This is a genomic window from Rhodococcus sp. W8901, assembly GCF_013348805.1.
GTDB lineage: Bacteria > Actinomycetota > Actinomycetes > Mycobacteriales > Mycobacteriaceae > Prescottella.
In genome coordinates, this window is the sequence record NZ_CP054690.1 from 5,318,055 (window position 1) to 5,333,003 (window position 14,949).

Annotated in this window: 18 protein-coding genes and 1 pseudogene; 6 read left to right on the forward strand and 13 right to left on the reverse strand. The window is 67.8% G+C overall.

The window, feature by feature from the left end; all coding sequences use genetic code 11:
* Positions 1 to 320: 320 nt before the first annotated feature.
* The gene (locus HUN07_RS24720) at positions 321 to 680 is read right to left on the reverse strand and encodes a YybH family protein (RefSeq protein WP_174913701.1); all 360 of its coding nucleotides are present in this window, start codon (positions 678 to 680) and stop codon (positions 321 to 323) included.
* A 233-nt stretch (positions 681 to 913) separates the two neighbouring features.
* Here HUN07_RS24720 and HUN07_RS24725 point away from each other — a divergent pair, with 233 nt between their 5' ends.
* Entirely contained in the window at positions 914 to 1,180 is a 267-nt protein-coding gene (locus HUN07_RS24725) for a hypothetical protein (RefSeq protein WP_174913704.1), read from the forward strand.
* A 65-nt stretch (positions 1,181 to 1,245) separates the two neighbouring features.
* On the opposite strand, the gene HUN07_RS24730 is transcribed toward HUN07_RS24725, so the two are convergent.
* From HUN07_RS24730 to HUN07_RS24740, 3 genes are all read right to left on the reverse strand, one after another.
* Entirely contained in the window at positions 1,246 to 2,466 is a 1,221-nt protein-coding gene (locus tag HUN07_RS24730; protein WP_174914500.1) for an IS30 family transposase, read from the reverse strand.
* 393 nt (positions 2,467 to 2,859) lie between these two features.
* Positions 2,860 to 3,207 (reverse strand): hypothetical protein, encoded by a 348-nt coding sequence (locus tag HUN07_RS24735; protein ID WP_174913706.1) that lies wholly within the window; start codon positions 3,205 to 3,207, stop codon positions 2,860 to 2,862.
* A gap of 2 nt (positions 3,208 to 3,209) precedes the next feature.
* On the reverse strand, positions 3,210 to 3,578 hold the full coding sequence (locus HUN07_RS24740) for a hypothetical protein (RefSeq protein ID WP_174913709.1): 369 nt from the start codon (positions 3,576 to 3,578) through the stop codon (positions 3,210 to 3,212).
* Between the two features lie 271 nt (positions 3,579 to 3,849).
* On the opposite strand from HUN07_RS24740, the gene HUN07_RS24745 reads away from it, so the two are divergent.
* The 4 genes from HUN07_RS24745 to HUN07_RS24760 all read left to right on the forward strand — a co-directional run bounded on the left by HUN07_RS24745 (position 3,850) and on the right by HUN07_RS24760 (position 6,179).
* Entirely contained in the window at positions 3,850 to 4,395 is a 546-nt protein-coding gene (locus tag HUN07_RS24745; RefSeq protein WP_174913710.1) for a hypothetical protein, read from the forward strand.
* Positions 4,396 to 4,524: 129 nt separating this feature from the next.
* The gene (locus HUN07_RS24750; RefSeq protein WP_174913712.1) at positions 4,525 to 4,668 is read left to right on the forward strand and encodes a hypothetical protein; all 144 of its coding nucleotides are present in this window, start codon (positions 4,525 to 4,527) and stop codon (positions 4,666 to 4,668) included.
* A 40-nt stretch (positions 4,669 to 4,708) separates the two neighbouring features.
* Positions 4,709 to 5,194 carry a GDSL-type esterase/lipase family protein gene (locus HUN07_RS24755; RefSeq protein WP_174913714.1) on the forward strand — a complete coding sequence of 162 codons (486 nt, stop codon included), beginning with the start codon at positions 4,709 to 4,711 and terminating at the stop codon, positions 5,192 to 5,194.
* A 67-nt stretch (positions 5,195 to 5,261) separates the two neighbouring features.
* Positions 5,262 to 6,179 (forward strand): AurF N-oxygenase family protein, encoded by a 918-nt coding sequence (locus tag HUN07_RS24760; protein ID WP_174913717.1) that lies wholly within the window; start codon positions 5,262 to 5,264, stop codon positions 6,177 to 6,179.
* A 76-nt stretch (positions 6,180 to 6,255) separates the two neighbouring features.
* Here the strand turns inward: HUN07_RS24760 and HUN07_RS27205 are convergent, their stop codons facing one another.
* From HUN07_RS27205 to HUN07_RS24770, 3 genes and pseudogenes are all read right to left on the reverse strand, one after another.
* Positions 6,256 to 6,432 (reverse strand): hypothetical protein, encoded by a 177-nt coding sequence (locus HUN07_RS27205; protein WP_254622670.1) that lies wholly within the window; start codon positions 6,430 to 6,432, stop codon positions 6,256 to 6,258.
* A gap of 71 nt (positions 6,433 to 6,503) precedes the next feature.
* A pseudogene (locus tag HUN07_RS24765) lies at positions 6,504 to 7,229 on the reverse strand (NAD(P)-dependent oxidoreductase); the annotation flags it as partial.
* Between the two features lies 1 nt (position 7,230).
* Positions 7,231 to 7,992: an SDR family NAD(P)-dependent oxidoreductase gene (locus HUN07_RS24770; protein ID WP_114722146.1), complete on the reverse strand. Its 762-nt coding sequence runs from the start codon at positions 7,990 to 7,992 to the stop codon at positions 7,231 to 7,233.
* Positions 7,993 to 8,188: 196 nt separating this feature from the next.
* Here HUN07_RS24770 and HUN07_RS24775 point away from each other — a divergent pair, with 196 nt between their 5' ends.
* Positions 8,189 to 8,968, forward strand: coding sequence for an SDR family oxidoreductase (locus tag HUN07_RS24775; protein WP_174913719.1), 780 nt, complete (start codon positions 8,189 to 8,191; stop codon positions 8,966 to 8,968).
* Positions 8,969 to 9,101: 133 nt separating this feature from the next.
* On the opposite strand, the gene HUN07_RS24780 is transcribed toward HUN07_RS24775, so the two are convergent.
* From HUN07_RS24780 to HUN07_RS24805, 6 genes are read right to left on the reverse strand one after another with little or no spacing between them, the layout of a single operon-like run.
* Positions 9,102 to 9,917: a MaoC/PaaZ C-terminal domain-containing protein gene (locus HUN07_RS24780; RefSeq protein ID WP_174913722.1), complete on the reverse strand. Its 816-nt coding sequence runs from the start codon at positions 9,915 to 9,917 to the stop codon at positions 9,102 to 9,104.
* Positions 9,918 to 9,942: 25 nt separating this feature from the next.
* On the reverse strand, positions 9,943 to 11,121 hold the full coding sequence (locus HUN07_RS24785) for a lipid-transfer protein (protein WP_174913725.1): 1,179 nt from the start codon (positions 11,119 to 11,121) through the stop codon (positions 9,943 to 9,945).
* Entirely contained in the window at positions 11,121 to 11,570 is a 450-nt protein-coding gene (locus tag HUN07_RS24790; protein WP_114722150.1) for a MaoC family dehydratase, read from the reverse strand. Before HUN07_RS24790 ends, HUN07_RS24785 begins: the two co-directional genes overlap by 1 nt.
* Positions 11,567 to 12,679, reverse strand: a complete 1,113-nt coding sequence (locus tag HUN07_RS24795) for an acyl-CoA dehydrogenase family protein (protein WP_174913728.1) — start codon at positions 12,677 to 12,679, stop codon at positions 11,567 to 11,569. The genes HUN07_RS24790 and HUN07_RS24795 overlap by 4 nt, the downstream gene beginning before the upstream one ends.
* Positions 12,679 to 13,671, reverse strand: coding sequence for a bifunctional MaoC family dehydratase N-terminal/OB-fold nucleic acid binding domain-containing protein (locus HUN07_RS24800; protein WP_174913730.1), 993 nt, complete (start codon positions 13,669 to 13,671; stop codon positions 12,679 to 12,681). Before HUN07_RS24800 ends, HUN07_RS24795 begins: the two co-directional genes overlap by 1 nt.
* A complete protein-coding gene (locus HUN07_RS24805; RefSeq protein ID WP_114722153.1) occupies positions 13,668 to 14,834 on the reverse strand; it encodes an acyl-CoA dehydrogenase family protein in 1,167 nt (388 codons plus the stop codon). The genes HUN07_RS24800 and HUN07_RS24805 overlap by 4 nt, the downstream gene beginning before the upstream one ends.
* Positions 14,835 to 14,949 lie beyond the last annotated feature (115 nt).

Consider the following 14,949-nt stretch of genomic DNA (forward strand, 5'->3'; position numbering starts at 1 on the left):
AGTATCTACCTTGTGCAGCACCTGGATGTCGCGGCAGCCCGCAGCCTTTTCGGCCTCGTCACTGCCTGTGCCGGTGCCCCACGACGGCCGCTCCTCCGTCGCCCGCCCGTCCAGCCACGAGAAATCCCACCCAGACACCGACACCACCTCGCGGCCACCAGATCCTGGACCCCAGGCCCCCATGCCGATCACCCATTGCAGAACGACGCGGACCGAGCAAACGAAGTTGATGACCGCCTCGATCAGAAGGAGAGGGGATCGAGCGTCGCCGGGCAGGTCCTGGGTCGTCAGTCTCGCAGACCGTAGGCGTTTGTCCGTCGTTACCCGAGGACTTGGGGCTGGTCGATCACCCACAACCAGCTGCCATCCGGCTGCTGGCGAGCTACTTCGACGGTGGCACCACCGTCAGCGAGGTGCACCGATGTCATCGCCAGATCACCGACTCGGAGAGCGGGCCGTGTCTCGCCCGGGGCAAACACCGGGGCGCCCGCGACAAGCTGCTCATAGGCAGCCCGGATCTCGGAAGATCCGGTCGCGACCCGACCATCCGGCAAGGAAAGCACCGCGTCAGGCTCGTACAGTGCGACCAACCCATCCACGTCGCCGGCATTCAGTCGCTCCACAATCAGCCGGTTCAGATCCTCAGGCTCCGCGGCCCGTGTTGTCGTTGTTCCGCTCATAACGTGCAAGCTCCTTGTCAGATTGATCCACTGATGTCGCAAGACGTCTCGTGATTGTGGCAGCCCGGTACGACACAGAAGCACTCACGGTGTTCACGCCAGCGAGGTGATTCGGTCGGTGGTGGACCTGACGTTTCGACTAAGGCTTCGTCGCACAACCTAGCCGCTGACGGGCCGCTTCGTTCACCCGCGCACGTTTGAGTGGCACACTCGGATCAGAGGGGAGGTCGGTCATGCAGCAGAAGCGCAATACCCGGTCTGGGGAGACGTCCGCCAACAAGCCGTACAGGTTCAAATATAAGGACATCACCGCAGCGGCCGGCGCAGGTGCCGCGCTGCTGGGAGGCGACTCACCTGAGCTGGCCGTCGGGAAGGGTGTCGCTGCCCGAGGGTTCGCCGGGGCGACTCAGGCCAGCTACCACGACCAGCTGCGTTGGCGCGCCAAGGTCGCCAACACACACGGGTTCTGGCGGAAGCTAAAGGTCATCGTCATCGGATAGCCCGCTCAGACGACGAAAGGCCCGCCCTGGGCGGTTTCAAGGGGTCGTCGCAACACTGCCTGGTTTTAGGCGGTAAGTAGATCACGCAGACGCTCGGCTGGGGTATCCCAGTCGAGCGTTTTGCGTGGACGGCCGTTGAGTTCCTGGGCGACGTGTTCGAGGTCCTCGGGTCCGAACACGCTCAGGTCGGTGCCCTTGGGGAAGTACTGCCGCAGCAGTCCGTTGGTGTTCTCGTTGGTGCCGCGCTGCCAGGGACTGGCGGGGTCGCAGAAGTAGACCGCCATGTCGGTGGCCATCGAGAACTGTTTGTGGCGGGCCATCTCGCTGCCCTGATCCCAGGTGAGCGATCCCCGCAGGTGTGCCGGCAGGGTCGAGATCGTCGCGACCAGCCCGTCCCTGACGGTTTCGGCGTCATGGCGGCCGGGAAGGTGCACCAGCATGGTGTAGCGGGTGGAGCGTTCGACGAGCGTGGCGATCGCGGACTTGTTGCCTTCACCCATGATCAGGTCGCCCTCCCAGTGGCCCGGCACGGCACGATCGTCGGCCTCGGCGGGCCGGTCACTGATCATGATCATCGGGTCGACGAACCGGTGGGTGCGCCGATCCGGGGCGCGGCGCGGTATCCGCCTCGCTCGCCCAGACCGAAGCGTCTGCTGCACTTCACGTTTGAGGCCGCCACGGGCCTGGAAATACAGTGCCTGGTAGATCGTTTCGTGGCTCACTCGCATGCTCTCGTCGTCCGGAAAGTCCTTCACCAGGCGGTGCGAGATCTGTTCGGGAGACAACCGCTGCGACAGCCCGTCGGTCACCGCCTCACGCAACACCTGGCTGGTGACCAGTTTGGACTGTTTCGGCCGGGCACGAGCGGCCGCCGCGGCCCGGTCGGCCTGATAGGGCAGATACGTTCCCGCGATACTGCGGGCGCGGACCTCCCGCGAGACCGTCGAAACGTCCTTGCCGATCCCGGCCGCGATCGCCCGCAACGACCGACCGGTCAACAACCCGTCCGCGATCGCCAACCTGTCCGGCAAGGACAGATACCGGCCGCTGATCGTGGCGGGGCCGGCCCCGCGAGGCGTGGTCACAGGCACCGAGTATCGGGCACCACGGCCGTAGTCCACGACCGTCCCGTCGCGGTGGATACGTTTGTTGCCGACCTTGCGGGTGCCGTCACGCCAGTCCCGTCCGGTGCGTTCGTGGACCCCGACCTCCCGGGCGGCACGCCTGACCGACCAACCCGACCCGACGAGTTCGAGGAACCGGCGTCTGGCCTCCGCCTTGCCCACCGGCGCCTTCGCCTCGTCGGCCAGGCCTTCGGCCACCAGGATCCGCCGGGCGACCGAATGCGACACCCCGCACGACTTCGCCGCCTGGTTGATCGACCCGGTCACGGTGAACACCGCCGCGACCTGCCGCCGATCGACCGCACGGCGGGGGCCACGCGACCGACCTGCGGGGCGTCCGGTCGCCCGCAGAATCGAGTAACACCGTTGCCGCGCAATCCCCAACGCCGCCGCGGCATCCTTCACCGACACACCGGAATCAACCAAACCCACCAACCGATCACCGAACCGAGCACAGTCCTCCGAAAACGACACGGTCGCCGCAACCCCTCACATCGAGAGTGTTGCGACGACCGCGTGAACCCAAGCCTGTCGGGGCGGGCCTTCCCATTTCGGTCACTCGTAGTGGTAGAACGCCACGCGCTCGGGATGGTGCAGCGGCCCGAAGATCTGCACGGCGGCACCGCCGTTCCCGCGTGTGGCAGCCAGGTCGATGGACCGCTGGACTGCGTCGCCCGTGCGGAGCTCGGGTCCAAACGTGCTCGTCAGATGCGGGTACAACGGATTCAGCAGCGGACCCGCAATGCGGACCTGCGAGAGCGTCACGGCCTCACCGTGATTGACGTGGATCTCAGTGCCGCCCGCGATCGACTGCACCGTGAACGCCGATGCCGTGCCGGCGCCGAGAGCCAAAGTGGCACACGCGCCCGCCGCCGCGGCCGCGATCTTCACTGCTGCCTTCATGGTCACCACTGCTGGATGACGTCGAAGCGGCTACCCCAGATGGCGGGATCGTTCACGCTGAACTGCATGTAGCCGCCGCGAGCGACGGTCTCGTCGATCACCTGCTGGATCGTCGCGTCCACCCACGTCGGGTGCGTGTCGTAGATCGAGCCGTCGCCGAGGTAGAAGCCGAGCCAATCCCGCGGCACCACGGCGTCCATCGCGTTGCCCGCGCCTAGATCCCGCAGAACACGAGTCTCGCTGTGGTCGAACGAGATTCCCTGGTACCCCTCCCCTGAGTAGAGATGAGCTGCCGATGCCGTGCCGGCGCCGAGTGCCAAAGTGGCGCACGCGCCCGCCGCCGCGGCCGCGACCTTCGCTGCTGTCTTCATGGTCCCCACCTGGGAATCCTCCCTATCCCCGCCGCCGCGAATCGACGGCGATGCCTCGACATCAGCACGCCGCCGAAACGAAAAGCAATCTGACAAGCCGGTTTGTGAGTGATGCCACGAAAATGGGGGAATCGACCGAGCCGATCATGTCGAACGGCTCAGGCCGCGGACCGGTTGCAGGCGGCCCTGCGCCTTCGGGCGACCGCCTCCCCCGCGTTCTCGGCAATCACCCTGCGTCACAGTGGAAGCTGCCGGTGAGTATGGTCCGCGCATGGGGAAATCACCGAAACGCGTGCGCCCATCATCGTGTGCGCTCGTCGGATCCGGTGTGGCGTTCGTACTCGCCACGAGCTGGCTGCTACTCACAGCACCCGGCCAGCTGCCATCGCACTTCGAGGGATCCGGAGAGATCACCGAATGGATGAGCCTCGGCCAGTACGTCACCATCACCTGCGCCTTCGCCCTCGGCACAGCACTGATCTGTGGTGGCGCTCGGTGGTACATCCCCAAGATCCCCGACCGCGCCTTCAATGTGGCCGGACCGCACTCGAACTACTGGACACGGCCCGAGAACAGGAACGAGTTCAACACCAAGTTCATCGCTGACCTCGAGTGGATCGGCGTCCTTGTCACCCTCATCATCGTCGGGGTCACATGCCTATCAGGCATCACCGCCGCCGGAGTACACGTCCCGTTCTGGATCAGGCCGACCGTGACCGTGCTCCCGATACTGACGCTGCTCGGATACGCCGGATACATCGCCTACTCACGTCGATACAGCACACCACCGCCGACACCCCGCCACCCAAGACCATGACCGACCCGCCGACCGCCCCGTGCGGGTCCGGACTCCACCAGGCCATGTCATCAGCGCACGGAGTGACAGCGGACCTTCGCTCGCCTGGCGCTTGATACGGCGACGGTCGGGAGTGGACGAGGGCGACGCATGCGGCAACCGACCTGGCGGGGAATGACTTTCACGGAGATCATCCGAACCTGGATCCGCTATCAGCGAGCGCGCCTCGCCTGGAGCATCCCCATCCTCACGTTCGTGGCCGTCATGGTCTATATCAACCTGCCCATCAACTAGACACACCGCGCGCCCGGAAACGCCGTGTCTACAGCTAGGGATGATGGAGCGCCTGACCACACCGGTGGACACCTCGATCGACGCTCCGGCCGCGGTATTTCTGCCCGTCGGGACGAACGATATCGGTATGGGCAGGTCCCCCGACCGGGTCGCTGCCGATATGCGGCGGCTGGTCGGCGCGGTGCGCGACCGCGCACCCGAAGTGCCCTTGTTCGTGCAGACCGTGGTGCCCCGGCAACGCCGGTACGCCGGGCGGATCCGCGAACTCAATGGCACGTACCGGGACATCGCCGAACAGTCCGATGCCGTCTACATCGACCTGTGGCCCGCGCTCGCCGATGAGAACGGCGGCCTGCGAGCCGACTTCACCCGTGATCGCCTCCATCTGGGCGGCGCTGGCTACGCCGCATGGGTCGAGGTGCTCCGGTCGTACACCCATTCGCTGCCCGCTCTAGCAGGCAAAACTCGACGCGGCCGCCGAGTGACCGTTGCCATTGTGACAATGCCCATTGTATGGTTCAGCTAACAGTAACCAGCAGTCACACACAGATGGCTTGCCGCGACTGCGGCCGTGACACGAACGAGGGGTAGTCATGACCACTGCGACTCCGTCGACTCGCACAGCTCCGTCGGTATCCGACCGTGAGGAGACCGCACGTCGGCTGCTCGCGTCGTCGGCACGCAAGTCCTACGACCCGATGGTCGAGGTCGACTGGGACGCCCCGGTCCCCACCGACAAGTTCGGCCTCACCCCCGAGTGGAGCACGCTCTACGGCACCGCACTGTGGGACGAGGTGAGCGACGAGCAGAAGATCGAGCTCACCAAGCACGAGGCGGCGAGCGTGTCGAGCGTCGGCCTGTGGTTCGAGATCCTGCTCATGCAGATGCTGCTGCGCGACGTCTACGGCCGCGACAAGCATTCGCGCCACGTGCAGTTCGCGCTCACCGAGGTGGCCGACGAATGCCGCCATTCGGTGATGTTCGCCCGCGCCGGCGAGCGCCTCGGGATGCCCGACTACGGCCCGATCCCGTTCATCCACAAGGCAGGTCGCCTGTGGGGCGGCTTCTTCCGCGGCGCCAACGCATACGCCAGCGTGATGGCGGCCGAGGAGATCCTCGACATGATGCAGCGTGACTTCATGAAGGACGAACGCGTCCAGCCGGTCACCCGCACCGTCAGCAAGATCCACGTACTCGAGGAGGCGCGGCACATCCGGTTCGCCCGCGAGGAGGTCGGACGCCGACTGCAGGGCGCGAGCCGCGCCCGGTTGGCCGTCGAACGCGTCAACACCGCCGCGGTCGTCTACTTCGTCATGAAGAGCATGATTCATCCCGACGTCTACGCGAACGCCGGTCTCGACAAGGAGCGCGCACTCGAGGCGGCCCGCACCAACACCCACCACCACGACATGATCCGCACGTCGGGCTCCAAGCTGATGAGCTTCCTCGACAGCGTCGGCCTCGTCGGCGGCCCGTCGAAGTTGCTCTACAAGAAGGTCCACCTGCTCTGACGGCGGGTCGGAACGATCCATGCCCCGGTCGCCGAGAGACCTGCGACCGGCGCGTGTCGCTGCCTCGACCCTAGAGTCACCGAAGCGTCCAGAGCGGCGCCTCGCCGCGGCACACCCGCGCCACGTTCTGCGCCACCATCTCGAACATCCGGGCGCGAGCGGTGGAACTGCCGCCGGCGATGTGCGGGCTGAGCAGGACGCCGTCGAGTTCGCGCAGCGGACTGTCGGGCTCGAGCGGTTCGTGCGCGAACACGTCCAGTGCCGCTCCCGCCACTGCGCGCCCGATCGGATGGCGTCGGCGAGCGCGATCTCGTCCACCACCGGTCCGCGGGAAACGTTGACCACCAACGCTTCCGGCGGCAGCAGCGCCAGTTCCCGGTCGGAGATCAGTCCGCGGGTCTGCGGGGTGAGTGGGACCGCCACCACCAGCACGTCCGACTCCGCGAGCAGGTCACCCAGCGACCGGTAGGGCAGCGCGGACCCCGGATCCGGCCGTCGCGAGTGATACGCGACATCGCACCCGAACGCCTGGAACAGGGCGGCGCAGCGACGGTTGATGTCGCCGAATCCGACGAGGCCCACCCGACGTTCGCCGAGATCGCGGCAGTCGCGCTGCAGGATCGACGCCTGCGGCCAACGGCCGGAACGCATCTCGGCATCCGCCCAGCCGAGGGACCGGCACAGGTTCGCGGTGGCGGCCACCGCCCACTCGGCGACCGAGGCCGCGTTACCGCCGGGCGTGTTCGCCACCGGGACACCGGTTTCCGCCCACGCGTCGAGGTCGATGTAGGCGATGCCGACGCCGGGCTGCTGGATCAGCTCGAGGTGTCGACCCACCGCGGCCTCGGCGGCGCCGAGCGGCAGGCGTCCGCTCCAGTCCGCGACCACGACGTCGACCCCGGGCAGCAGCGCCCGCACCTCCTCGGAGGTGCGGGCACCCGGGCGCACGATCGCGACGGCGGCACCGGCGGCCGCGCGGATCGCCTTCTCGATGCCCGGATCCTCCGTGAGGATCAGGACCCGGTCTGCCGCCGTGCGCGTCGTCACCATGTCAGCCCCAGCGAGACTGCCCGCCGTCGAGCGGAATGGTTGCGCCGGTGAGGTAGCCGGCGTCGTCGCCGACGAGGAACACCACGGCGCGGCCGATGTCGCTCTCGGCGTCACCGATGCGACGCAGCGGGATACCGGCCTTGAACGCCTCCGCCTCCTCGGGGAACCGCTCGATCCAGCCCTCGAGCGCGGGCGACATCGCGTGCGGCGCGATGGAGTTGACGCGGATGCCGTCGATGCCCCACTCGCAGGCCGCGGCGCGGGTCAGCGAGCGCATACCTTCCTTGATCGAACCGTAGGCGCCGTAGTTGCTCGCGTCCCAGCGCACGGCCGCCGACGTGACGAGGTTGACGATCGATCCGCCGCCACGCTCCTTCATCGACGGGTAGCACGCGCGCATCAGGCGCAGCGTCGCGAGCGGTCCGGTCGCGAACGACCGCTCGAAGTCCTCGTCCTTGACCGACAGCAGCGGCCCGGGGCCGCAGTCGTTGGCGTTGTTGACGAGGATGTCGACACCGCCGAAGAACCCGACGGTCCGCTCGACAGCGGCCTCGATGTCGGCCGCGTCGCTCACGTCGCACCGGACAGGTAACGCCTTGCCGCCGTAGGCCTCGATCTGCTCGACCGTCGTGACCAGCTTGGACTCGGTGCGCCCCGCGACCGCGATCGACACACCCTCCTTCGCCAGCGCGTGCGCGATGCCCTGGCCGATGCCCTGCCCGGCGCCCGTGATGAGTGCGACCTTGCCGTCAAGCTTGCCCATGTGTACCTGCTCTCGGTATGTCGTGAGAAACGCGGAGACCTGGTGCTACAACCCTCCAGTCGGATATTCTTAACCAAGCATTTGCTTGTCCGCAGCGTTTTCGCGAAATTCGCGACGAAAGATTCTGAGCCCCACGGATCCTCGTGGGGACGGGCACTCCGCTACAACCGCTGCGCCACACAGAAAGGCAGTTCGCGTGAACTACCCCAACCCTGTCGACTTCACCGGCCGGTCCGTGGTCGTCACCGGAGGAACCAAGGGCATCGGCTTCGCCATCGCCGAACACTTCCTGCGGGCCGGCGCCGACGTGCTGGTGTGTGCCCGCAACGAGCCGGAGAACCTGCCCTCGGTCGACGGCCGCACCGCAGCCTTCCGCGCCGTCGACGTCCGCGACCCCGCCGACGCCACGGCCCTGATCCAGGATGCGGTCGATCGCTTCGGGCGCCTCGACGTGCTGGTCAACAACGCCGGCGGCTCGCCTGACGCCGATGCCGCCACGGTGTCGCCGCGTTTCGTGGAGAAGATCGTCGCACTGAATCTGCTGGCGCCGTACTACATGGCGCAGGCCGCGAATCTCGTCATGCGCGAGCAGGAGACGGGCGGCGCGATCGTGAACATCGGCAGCGTCTCCGCACATCAGCCGCAGCCCGGCACCGCGGCGTACACCGCGGCGAAGGCCGGCCTGCTGGCACTCACGAAGGCCCTGGCTCTCGAGTGGGCACCCAAGGTGCGCGTCAACCACATCACCACCGGGCTGATCCGCACCGAGGCCGCGGCATCGGTGTACGGCGAGGACGGCGGCGCCGCCGTCACCCGCACGCTGCCGATCGAGCGCATGGCGGTGCCGTCGGACATCGCGAAGGCCTGCCTGTTCCTGGGCAGCGACCTGTCGACGTACGTCAACGGCGCCGACCTGGCCGTGCACGGTGGCGGCGAGTACCCGGCCCGCTACATGGCCACACACCCCGAGATCTGACGCATCGCGAGTCGGCGGAAATGAAAACAGCTGCGGGAGCACGATTTCGTCGAGTGCTCCCGCAGCTGAAGTCGTGGCCGAATGTCACATGCGTTCAATTCGACTGAACGTATGTGACATTCGGTCAGGGCGACTAGGCCTGGAACACCGCGTAGCCGCCGGAGATCGCAGCCTTGCCCTCGCGGACGAGCTCGAACGACAGACCCGACGCGTCGCCCCATGCCTGCAGATCCGCGGTGTCGCCGGGGAACATCGGCGCGGCGAAGCGGCCCTGCAGCTCGGTCAGGTCGGCCGGGTGCACCCCGAGCTCCTTCGCGAGCGGCAGCGTCGACGCGGCGAGCGTGCACAGTCCGTGCATGATCGGGCGCGGCTGTCCGATGCCGGCGGCGGCCGCCGGATCGATGTGGATGTGGTGGCGGTCGCCGGTGAGGCGGTACAGCGCGGCCACGTTGAACGCGGTCTCGAGCTGGGCCGTCACGTTGGCGTCACCCTCCGGCGCCGGCGGCTTGGACGGGCCACGCTCGCCACCGAATCCGCCTGCGCCCGGGGCGAACAGGGACCAGGTCGCCACGAAGTACTCGCACTCGACCTTGACCTCGAACACCGCCGCGGCGCCCTTGTCCCAGACCTCGCCGACACTGGCCTTCAGCGTGACCTCACCGCTGCGGGGCAGCGGTGCGAGCACCTTCAGCTCCTGCGAGCCGTGCAGCGCGGTCTTCATGTCGAAGGCGCCGCGCTGGCCCAGCTCGTCGGGGGCCCACTGGGCCAGGGTCAACGCGAACGTCGGCAGCACCCGCAGCCGGTCCTCCATCACGAGGTCCAGATCGGTGGCCTTCGCACCCACGGCGAGCGCGTACAGGATCGCGTCGCGCTCGTCGTAGCTCACCGTGCGGGTGCCGAGGTCGACCCCACGCCACGCGCCGGCCGGCTTCTGCTCCACTGCCGTCATTCTTCGGTCCTTCCAGGTAATTCGGTCAGGCGACGCCGAGAATCAGGCCGGACGTGGGAACCGCGGTTCCCGCCGTGACGAGCATGTTCTCGACGTTCTCGGGCTGGTTGGTGGACGTGCCCCGCAGCACCCGGACCGCCTCGGCGATGCCGTTGACGCCGTGCAGGTACGCCTCACCGACCTGGCCGCCGTGCGTGTTGCTCGGCAGCCGTCCACCGATCTCCAGATTGCCCTCGCGGATGAAGTCCTTGGCCTCGCCGGGACGGCAGAAACCGAGTTCCTCGAGCTGCGGGAGCACCAGAGGGGTGAAGTGGTCGTAGAGGATCGCCGCATCGATGTCGTCCGGCGTCAGACCGGCCTGCGCGTACAGCTGGCGGCCGACCAGACCCATCTCCGGGATGCCGGTGATGTCGGGACGGTAGTAGCTCGCCATCATGTGCTGGTCCTTGCCCGAACCCTGCGCGGCACCCTTGATGATCGCGGGCTTGTTGCGCAGGTCCTTGGCGCGCTCGGCCGAGACGATGACGAGGGCCTGACCGCCGTCGGTCTCCTGGCAGCAGTCGAGCAGGTGCAGCGGTTCGGCGATCCACCGGGAGTTCTGGTGGTCCTCGAGCGTGATGGGCTTGCCGTAGAACCACGCCTTCGGGTTGTTCGCAGCATGCTTGCGCGCCACGACAGCAACCCGACCGAAATCCTCACTCGTGGCACCGTACTGGTACATGTACCGGCGAGCGAACATCGCGACCCACTGGGCGGGAGTCGACAGTCCCTGCGGGGTCAGCCATGCGTACGCTGCGCGGTCGGCGGTGCTGTCCATCGGGCGGTCGTGCTGACCCGCGCCGAAGCGCATTCCGGAGCGTTCGTTGAACGCACGGTAGACCACCACGACGTCGGCGATGCCGGTGGCGACGGCCATCGCCGCCTGCTGCACCGACGCGCACGCCGCGCCGCCGCCGTAACCGATCCGGGAGAAGAACTTGAGCTCCCCGAGCCCGCAGTTGCGGGCCACGAGGATCTCGCCGTTGGTCTCCATCGTGAAGGTGGTCAGACCGTCGACCTCGGACGGGTCGATACCGGCGTCCGCGAGCGCGGCCGTGACGGCCTCGCACGCGAGCTGCAGCTCGGAGCGGCCGGACTTCTTGGAGAACTCGGTGGCGCCGATACCGACGATCGCGGCGGCACCCGAGAGCGGGCTGACGGCCATCAGGCGTCCTTTCCTTCGCTGGCAGCGGGGTACGCGACCGTGACGGTGCCGGCGAGGTGGTTGCCGAGGCTGTTCGCGCCCTGCACCTTCACCTCGACGAGGCCGTTCTCCTTCGAGACGACCTCACCGGTCATGGTCATGGTGTCGCCCGGGTAGTTCGGGGCGCCCAGACGGATCTTCACCCGGCGCACCGTCGCGAACGGCCCTGCCCAGTCGGTGACGAACCGCCCCGCCAGCCCGTTGCTGGTGAGGATGTTCATGAACACGTCCTTGGAGCCGCGCTCGCGCGCCAGCTCGGGATCGTGATGCACGTCCTGGAAGTCGCGCGTCGCGATCGCGGTGGACACGATGAGCGTGCGGGTCAACGGGATCGCCAGCTCGGGCAGCACCTCGCCGACCGCGATGTCGTCGTAGCTGCGCCCGGTCAGCGCGGGCACGGTGGTGGTCATGCGACCACCTCGACACCGGCGGCGAGCTGCTCGCCGAGACGGGCGAGGTCGGACGCCGAGCCACCGAGGGTGGCGCCGATCTGCTTGCCCCACAGCAGGTGTCGGTGCACCGGGTAGTCGGTGTCGACACCCATGCCGCCGTGGACGTGCGTGGTGCGGTGCACCACGCGCTGGCCGCCGTCGGTGGCCCACCACTTCGCGACGAGCACCGACGTGCCGGGTTCCTGGTCCTCGGCGAGCAGCCACGCGGCCTGCCACAGCGTCACGCGCATCGCTTCGAGGTCGATGTAGCAATCGGCCAGCTGGTGGTTGACGGCCTGGAACGTCGCGAGCGGACGCCCGAACTGCATGCGGCCGTTGAGGTACGTGACGGCCTGCTGCACGGCACCGGAGCCGACGCCGAGCTGGATCGCGGCGAGAGCGAGCTCGACGCGGTCGAGCAGCCACTGGGCGGTGTTGCCGTCTGCGGGGCCGAGCAGCTCCGCGGGAGCCGACTCGAGCGTGACGTTGCCGCAGATCTCCCAGTTGGTGGAGTGCGTCTGCTCCACCGTGACACCGTCGGCCGCCAGGTCGACGACGAACAGCGCCGCACCGGACGGCGTGGTGGCCGAGACGATCGCGCGGTCCGCGACGTGCGTGATCGGGACGACGGCCTTGGCGCCGGTCAGCGTCCACTGGCCGCCGGCCTCGGTGGCCGTGGTCTGCGGGTCGCCCGCGACGTACGGGCCGAACTCCTCGAGACCGATCGTCAGGAAGCTCGTGCCCTCGGCGACACCGGGAACCAGCGCGGTGCGCTGGGCGTCGGAGCCGAACTCGGCGACCGCGAGGGCCGCGAGGGCCGACTGCCAGATCGGCACGGGCGCAACGTGGCGGCCCTGCTGCTCGAGCAGCACGTACAGCTCGGACAGGCCCATGCCGCCGCCGCCGAGATCCTCGGGCAGCGCGATGCCGAGCAGGCCCGTGTTCGCGAGTTCGCGCCACAGGTCGCGGTCGATGCGCTCGTCGCTCAGTTCGACCTGCTTGACCCGGTCGATGTCGGCCTTGCTGGTGAAGACCTCGTCGGCGAGGTTGCGAATCGCCTCTTGCTCTTCGCTGAAGTTGAAGTCCATCAGGAGTCCTCCCGTGCGGCCGGCCGGAACGCGGGCAGCGTCAGATCCGGGTCGGCGTCGATCCAGTCCAGTTCCACCGGCATGCCGATCTCGACGTCGTCCGGCGCGACGCCGGTCATGTTCGCGATCAGGCGGGTGCCCTCTTCGAGTTCGATGGTCGCCACGACGAGCGGGTACTCGAACCCGGGGATCTGCGGATGGTGGTTGACAACAAAGCTGTAGACGATGCCGCGGCCCGAGGCGTCGACGGTGTCCCAGTCGAGCGACTGGCACGCACCGCACATCGGTCCGGTGGGATGGCGCAGCACACCGCAGTTCGCGCAGCGCTGGATCACCAGGCGGTGCTCCTTGGCGGCCTCGAACCAGAAGGCGTTGTCGACGTTGAGCGCCGGACGCGGGCGCAGACCCGGGATCGCCCCCGAGGACTTCCCTGCCTTCTCCGCCTTCTCTGCCGGCTTCTCGACGGGCTTCTCGCTGCCCTTCGGCTTGAACCGCAGGGTGCGCCAGCGCTGCGTCGCGACGACCTCGTCGTCACCGTTGCGGTATGTCTTCAGCGTCGTGACGAAGTGCCCGACACCGAGGCCCGTCTTCTTCTCCTCGGAGATCGACTCGATCACCTCGGTGAGCGAAACCCGGTCGCCGGGAAGCAGTTCCACGAAGAACTCGAAGTCCGAGTCGGTCGCGACGACGGACGTGAAGCCCGCCTCGTCGAGCGTGGCGATCAGGTCGGTCCACACCTGCGACGGGTCGTTGTTCGCCATCTTGTCGTTGAAGGTGCGCATGGTCCACACCTGCGCCATCAGCGCGGGCGCGACCGCACCGTCACGCCCGGTGGCGCGCGCGGCGTCGTCATCGAGGTAGATGGGGCTGGTGTCGCCCATCGTCTCGACCCAGTGACGGATCATCGGGGTGTTGACCTCGTCCGGACCCCACGTCGTGGGCGTCAGGACCTGACCCTCGAATGCCCCGAGCTTGGTGAGGAATTCGCTCACTTGACCCTCTTCTCTCGCACCAGGCCCAGGCCCATCGTGCCGACCATGTCGCGCAGCACCTCGTTGACGCCGCCACCGAACGTGTTGACCATGCCCTGACGGGAGATCTGCTCGATCTGACCGGCCAGCAGCGCACCCGGGGACTCGGGGCGGATGCGACCCGCGGCGCCGAGGATGCCGAGCAGCGTGCGGTACACGTCGATGTGGGTCTCGGTGCCGTAGGCCTTGGTGGCACCGGCGTCTGCGCCGGACAGCTTGTCCGCCGCGACGGCCGCCGTCATCTTCCAGTTGAGCAGGCGCATCGCCTCGAGCTTGGCGTGCGTGCGTGCGAACTCCTGCTGCACCCACGGGATCTCGATGGCGCCGTTCGCCTTGGCCCAGTCCAGAACCTGGTGCCACAGGCCGTAGGTGCGGCCGCCGATCGCTGCGAGGCCGATGCGCTCATGGTTGAGCTGCGCGGCGATCAGCTGCCAGCCGCCGTTGACCTCACCGATGACGTCCTTCTGCGGCACCCGGATGCCGCTGTAGTACGTCGAGGTGACCATCAGGCCACCGACCGTGTTGATGGGCGACCACGAGAAGCCGGGGTCGTCGGTGGGCACGACGAGGATCGAGATGCCCTTGTGCTTGGGGGCCTCGGGATCGGTGCGGCACGCGAGCCACACGTAGTCGGCGGTGTTGGCGCCGGAGGTGAAGATCTTGTTGCCGTCGACCACCCACTCCTCGCCGTCGAGGACGGCGCGGGTCTTGAGCGACGCGAGGTCGGTGCCGGCCTCGGGCTCGGTGTAGCCGATCGCGAAGACGATGTCGCCCGCGAGGATCCCCGGCAGGAAGCGTTCCTTCTGCTCCTCGGTCCCGTACTTCATCAGCGTCGGGCCGACGGTGTTCACCGTGACGAACGGGAACGGCAGACCGGCGCGCTGCACCTCGTCGAAGAACACGAACTGTTCCTCGATGGAACGCCCCTGTCCGCCGTACTCCTCGGGCCAGCCGATGCCGAGCCAGCCGTCCTGGCCGAGCAGCTTGACGACCTCACGGAAGTACTCGCCGCCCACGCCCTGCTCACCGGCCGCGCGGCGCTTCTCCGCAGGCAGCAGGTTCGCGAAGTACTCGCGCAGCTCCTTGCGGAGCGCGAGCTGCTCGGGGGATTCCCTCAAATCCATCGTTACTCCTCTAATACCGAACGACGTCGTTTACCAAAGGCAGACAGTCGCCGGGTTCCGGGCGACTGTCTGCCTGCGTTGTCCCGGACGCTAGCGACCGAGCCGAATCCTCGGG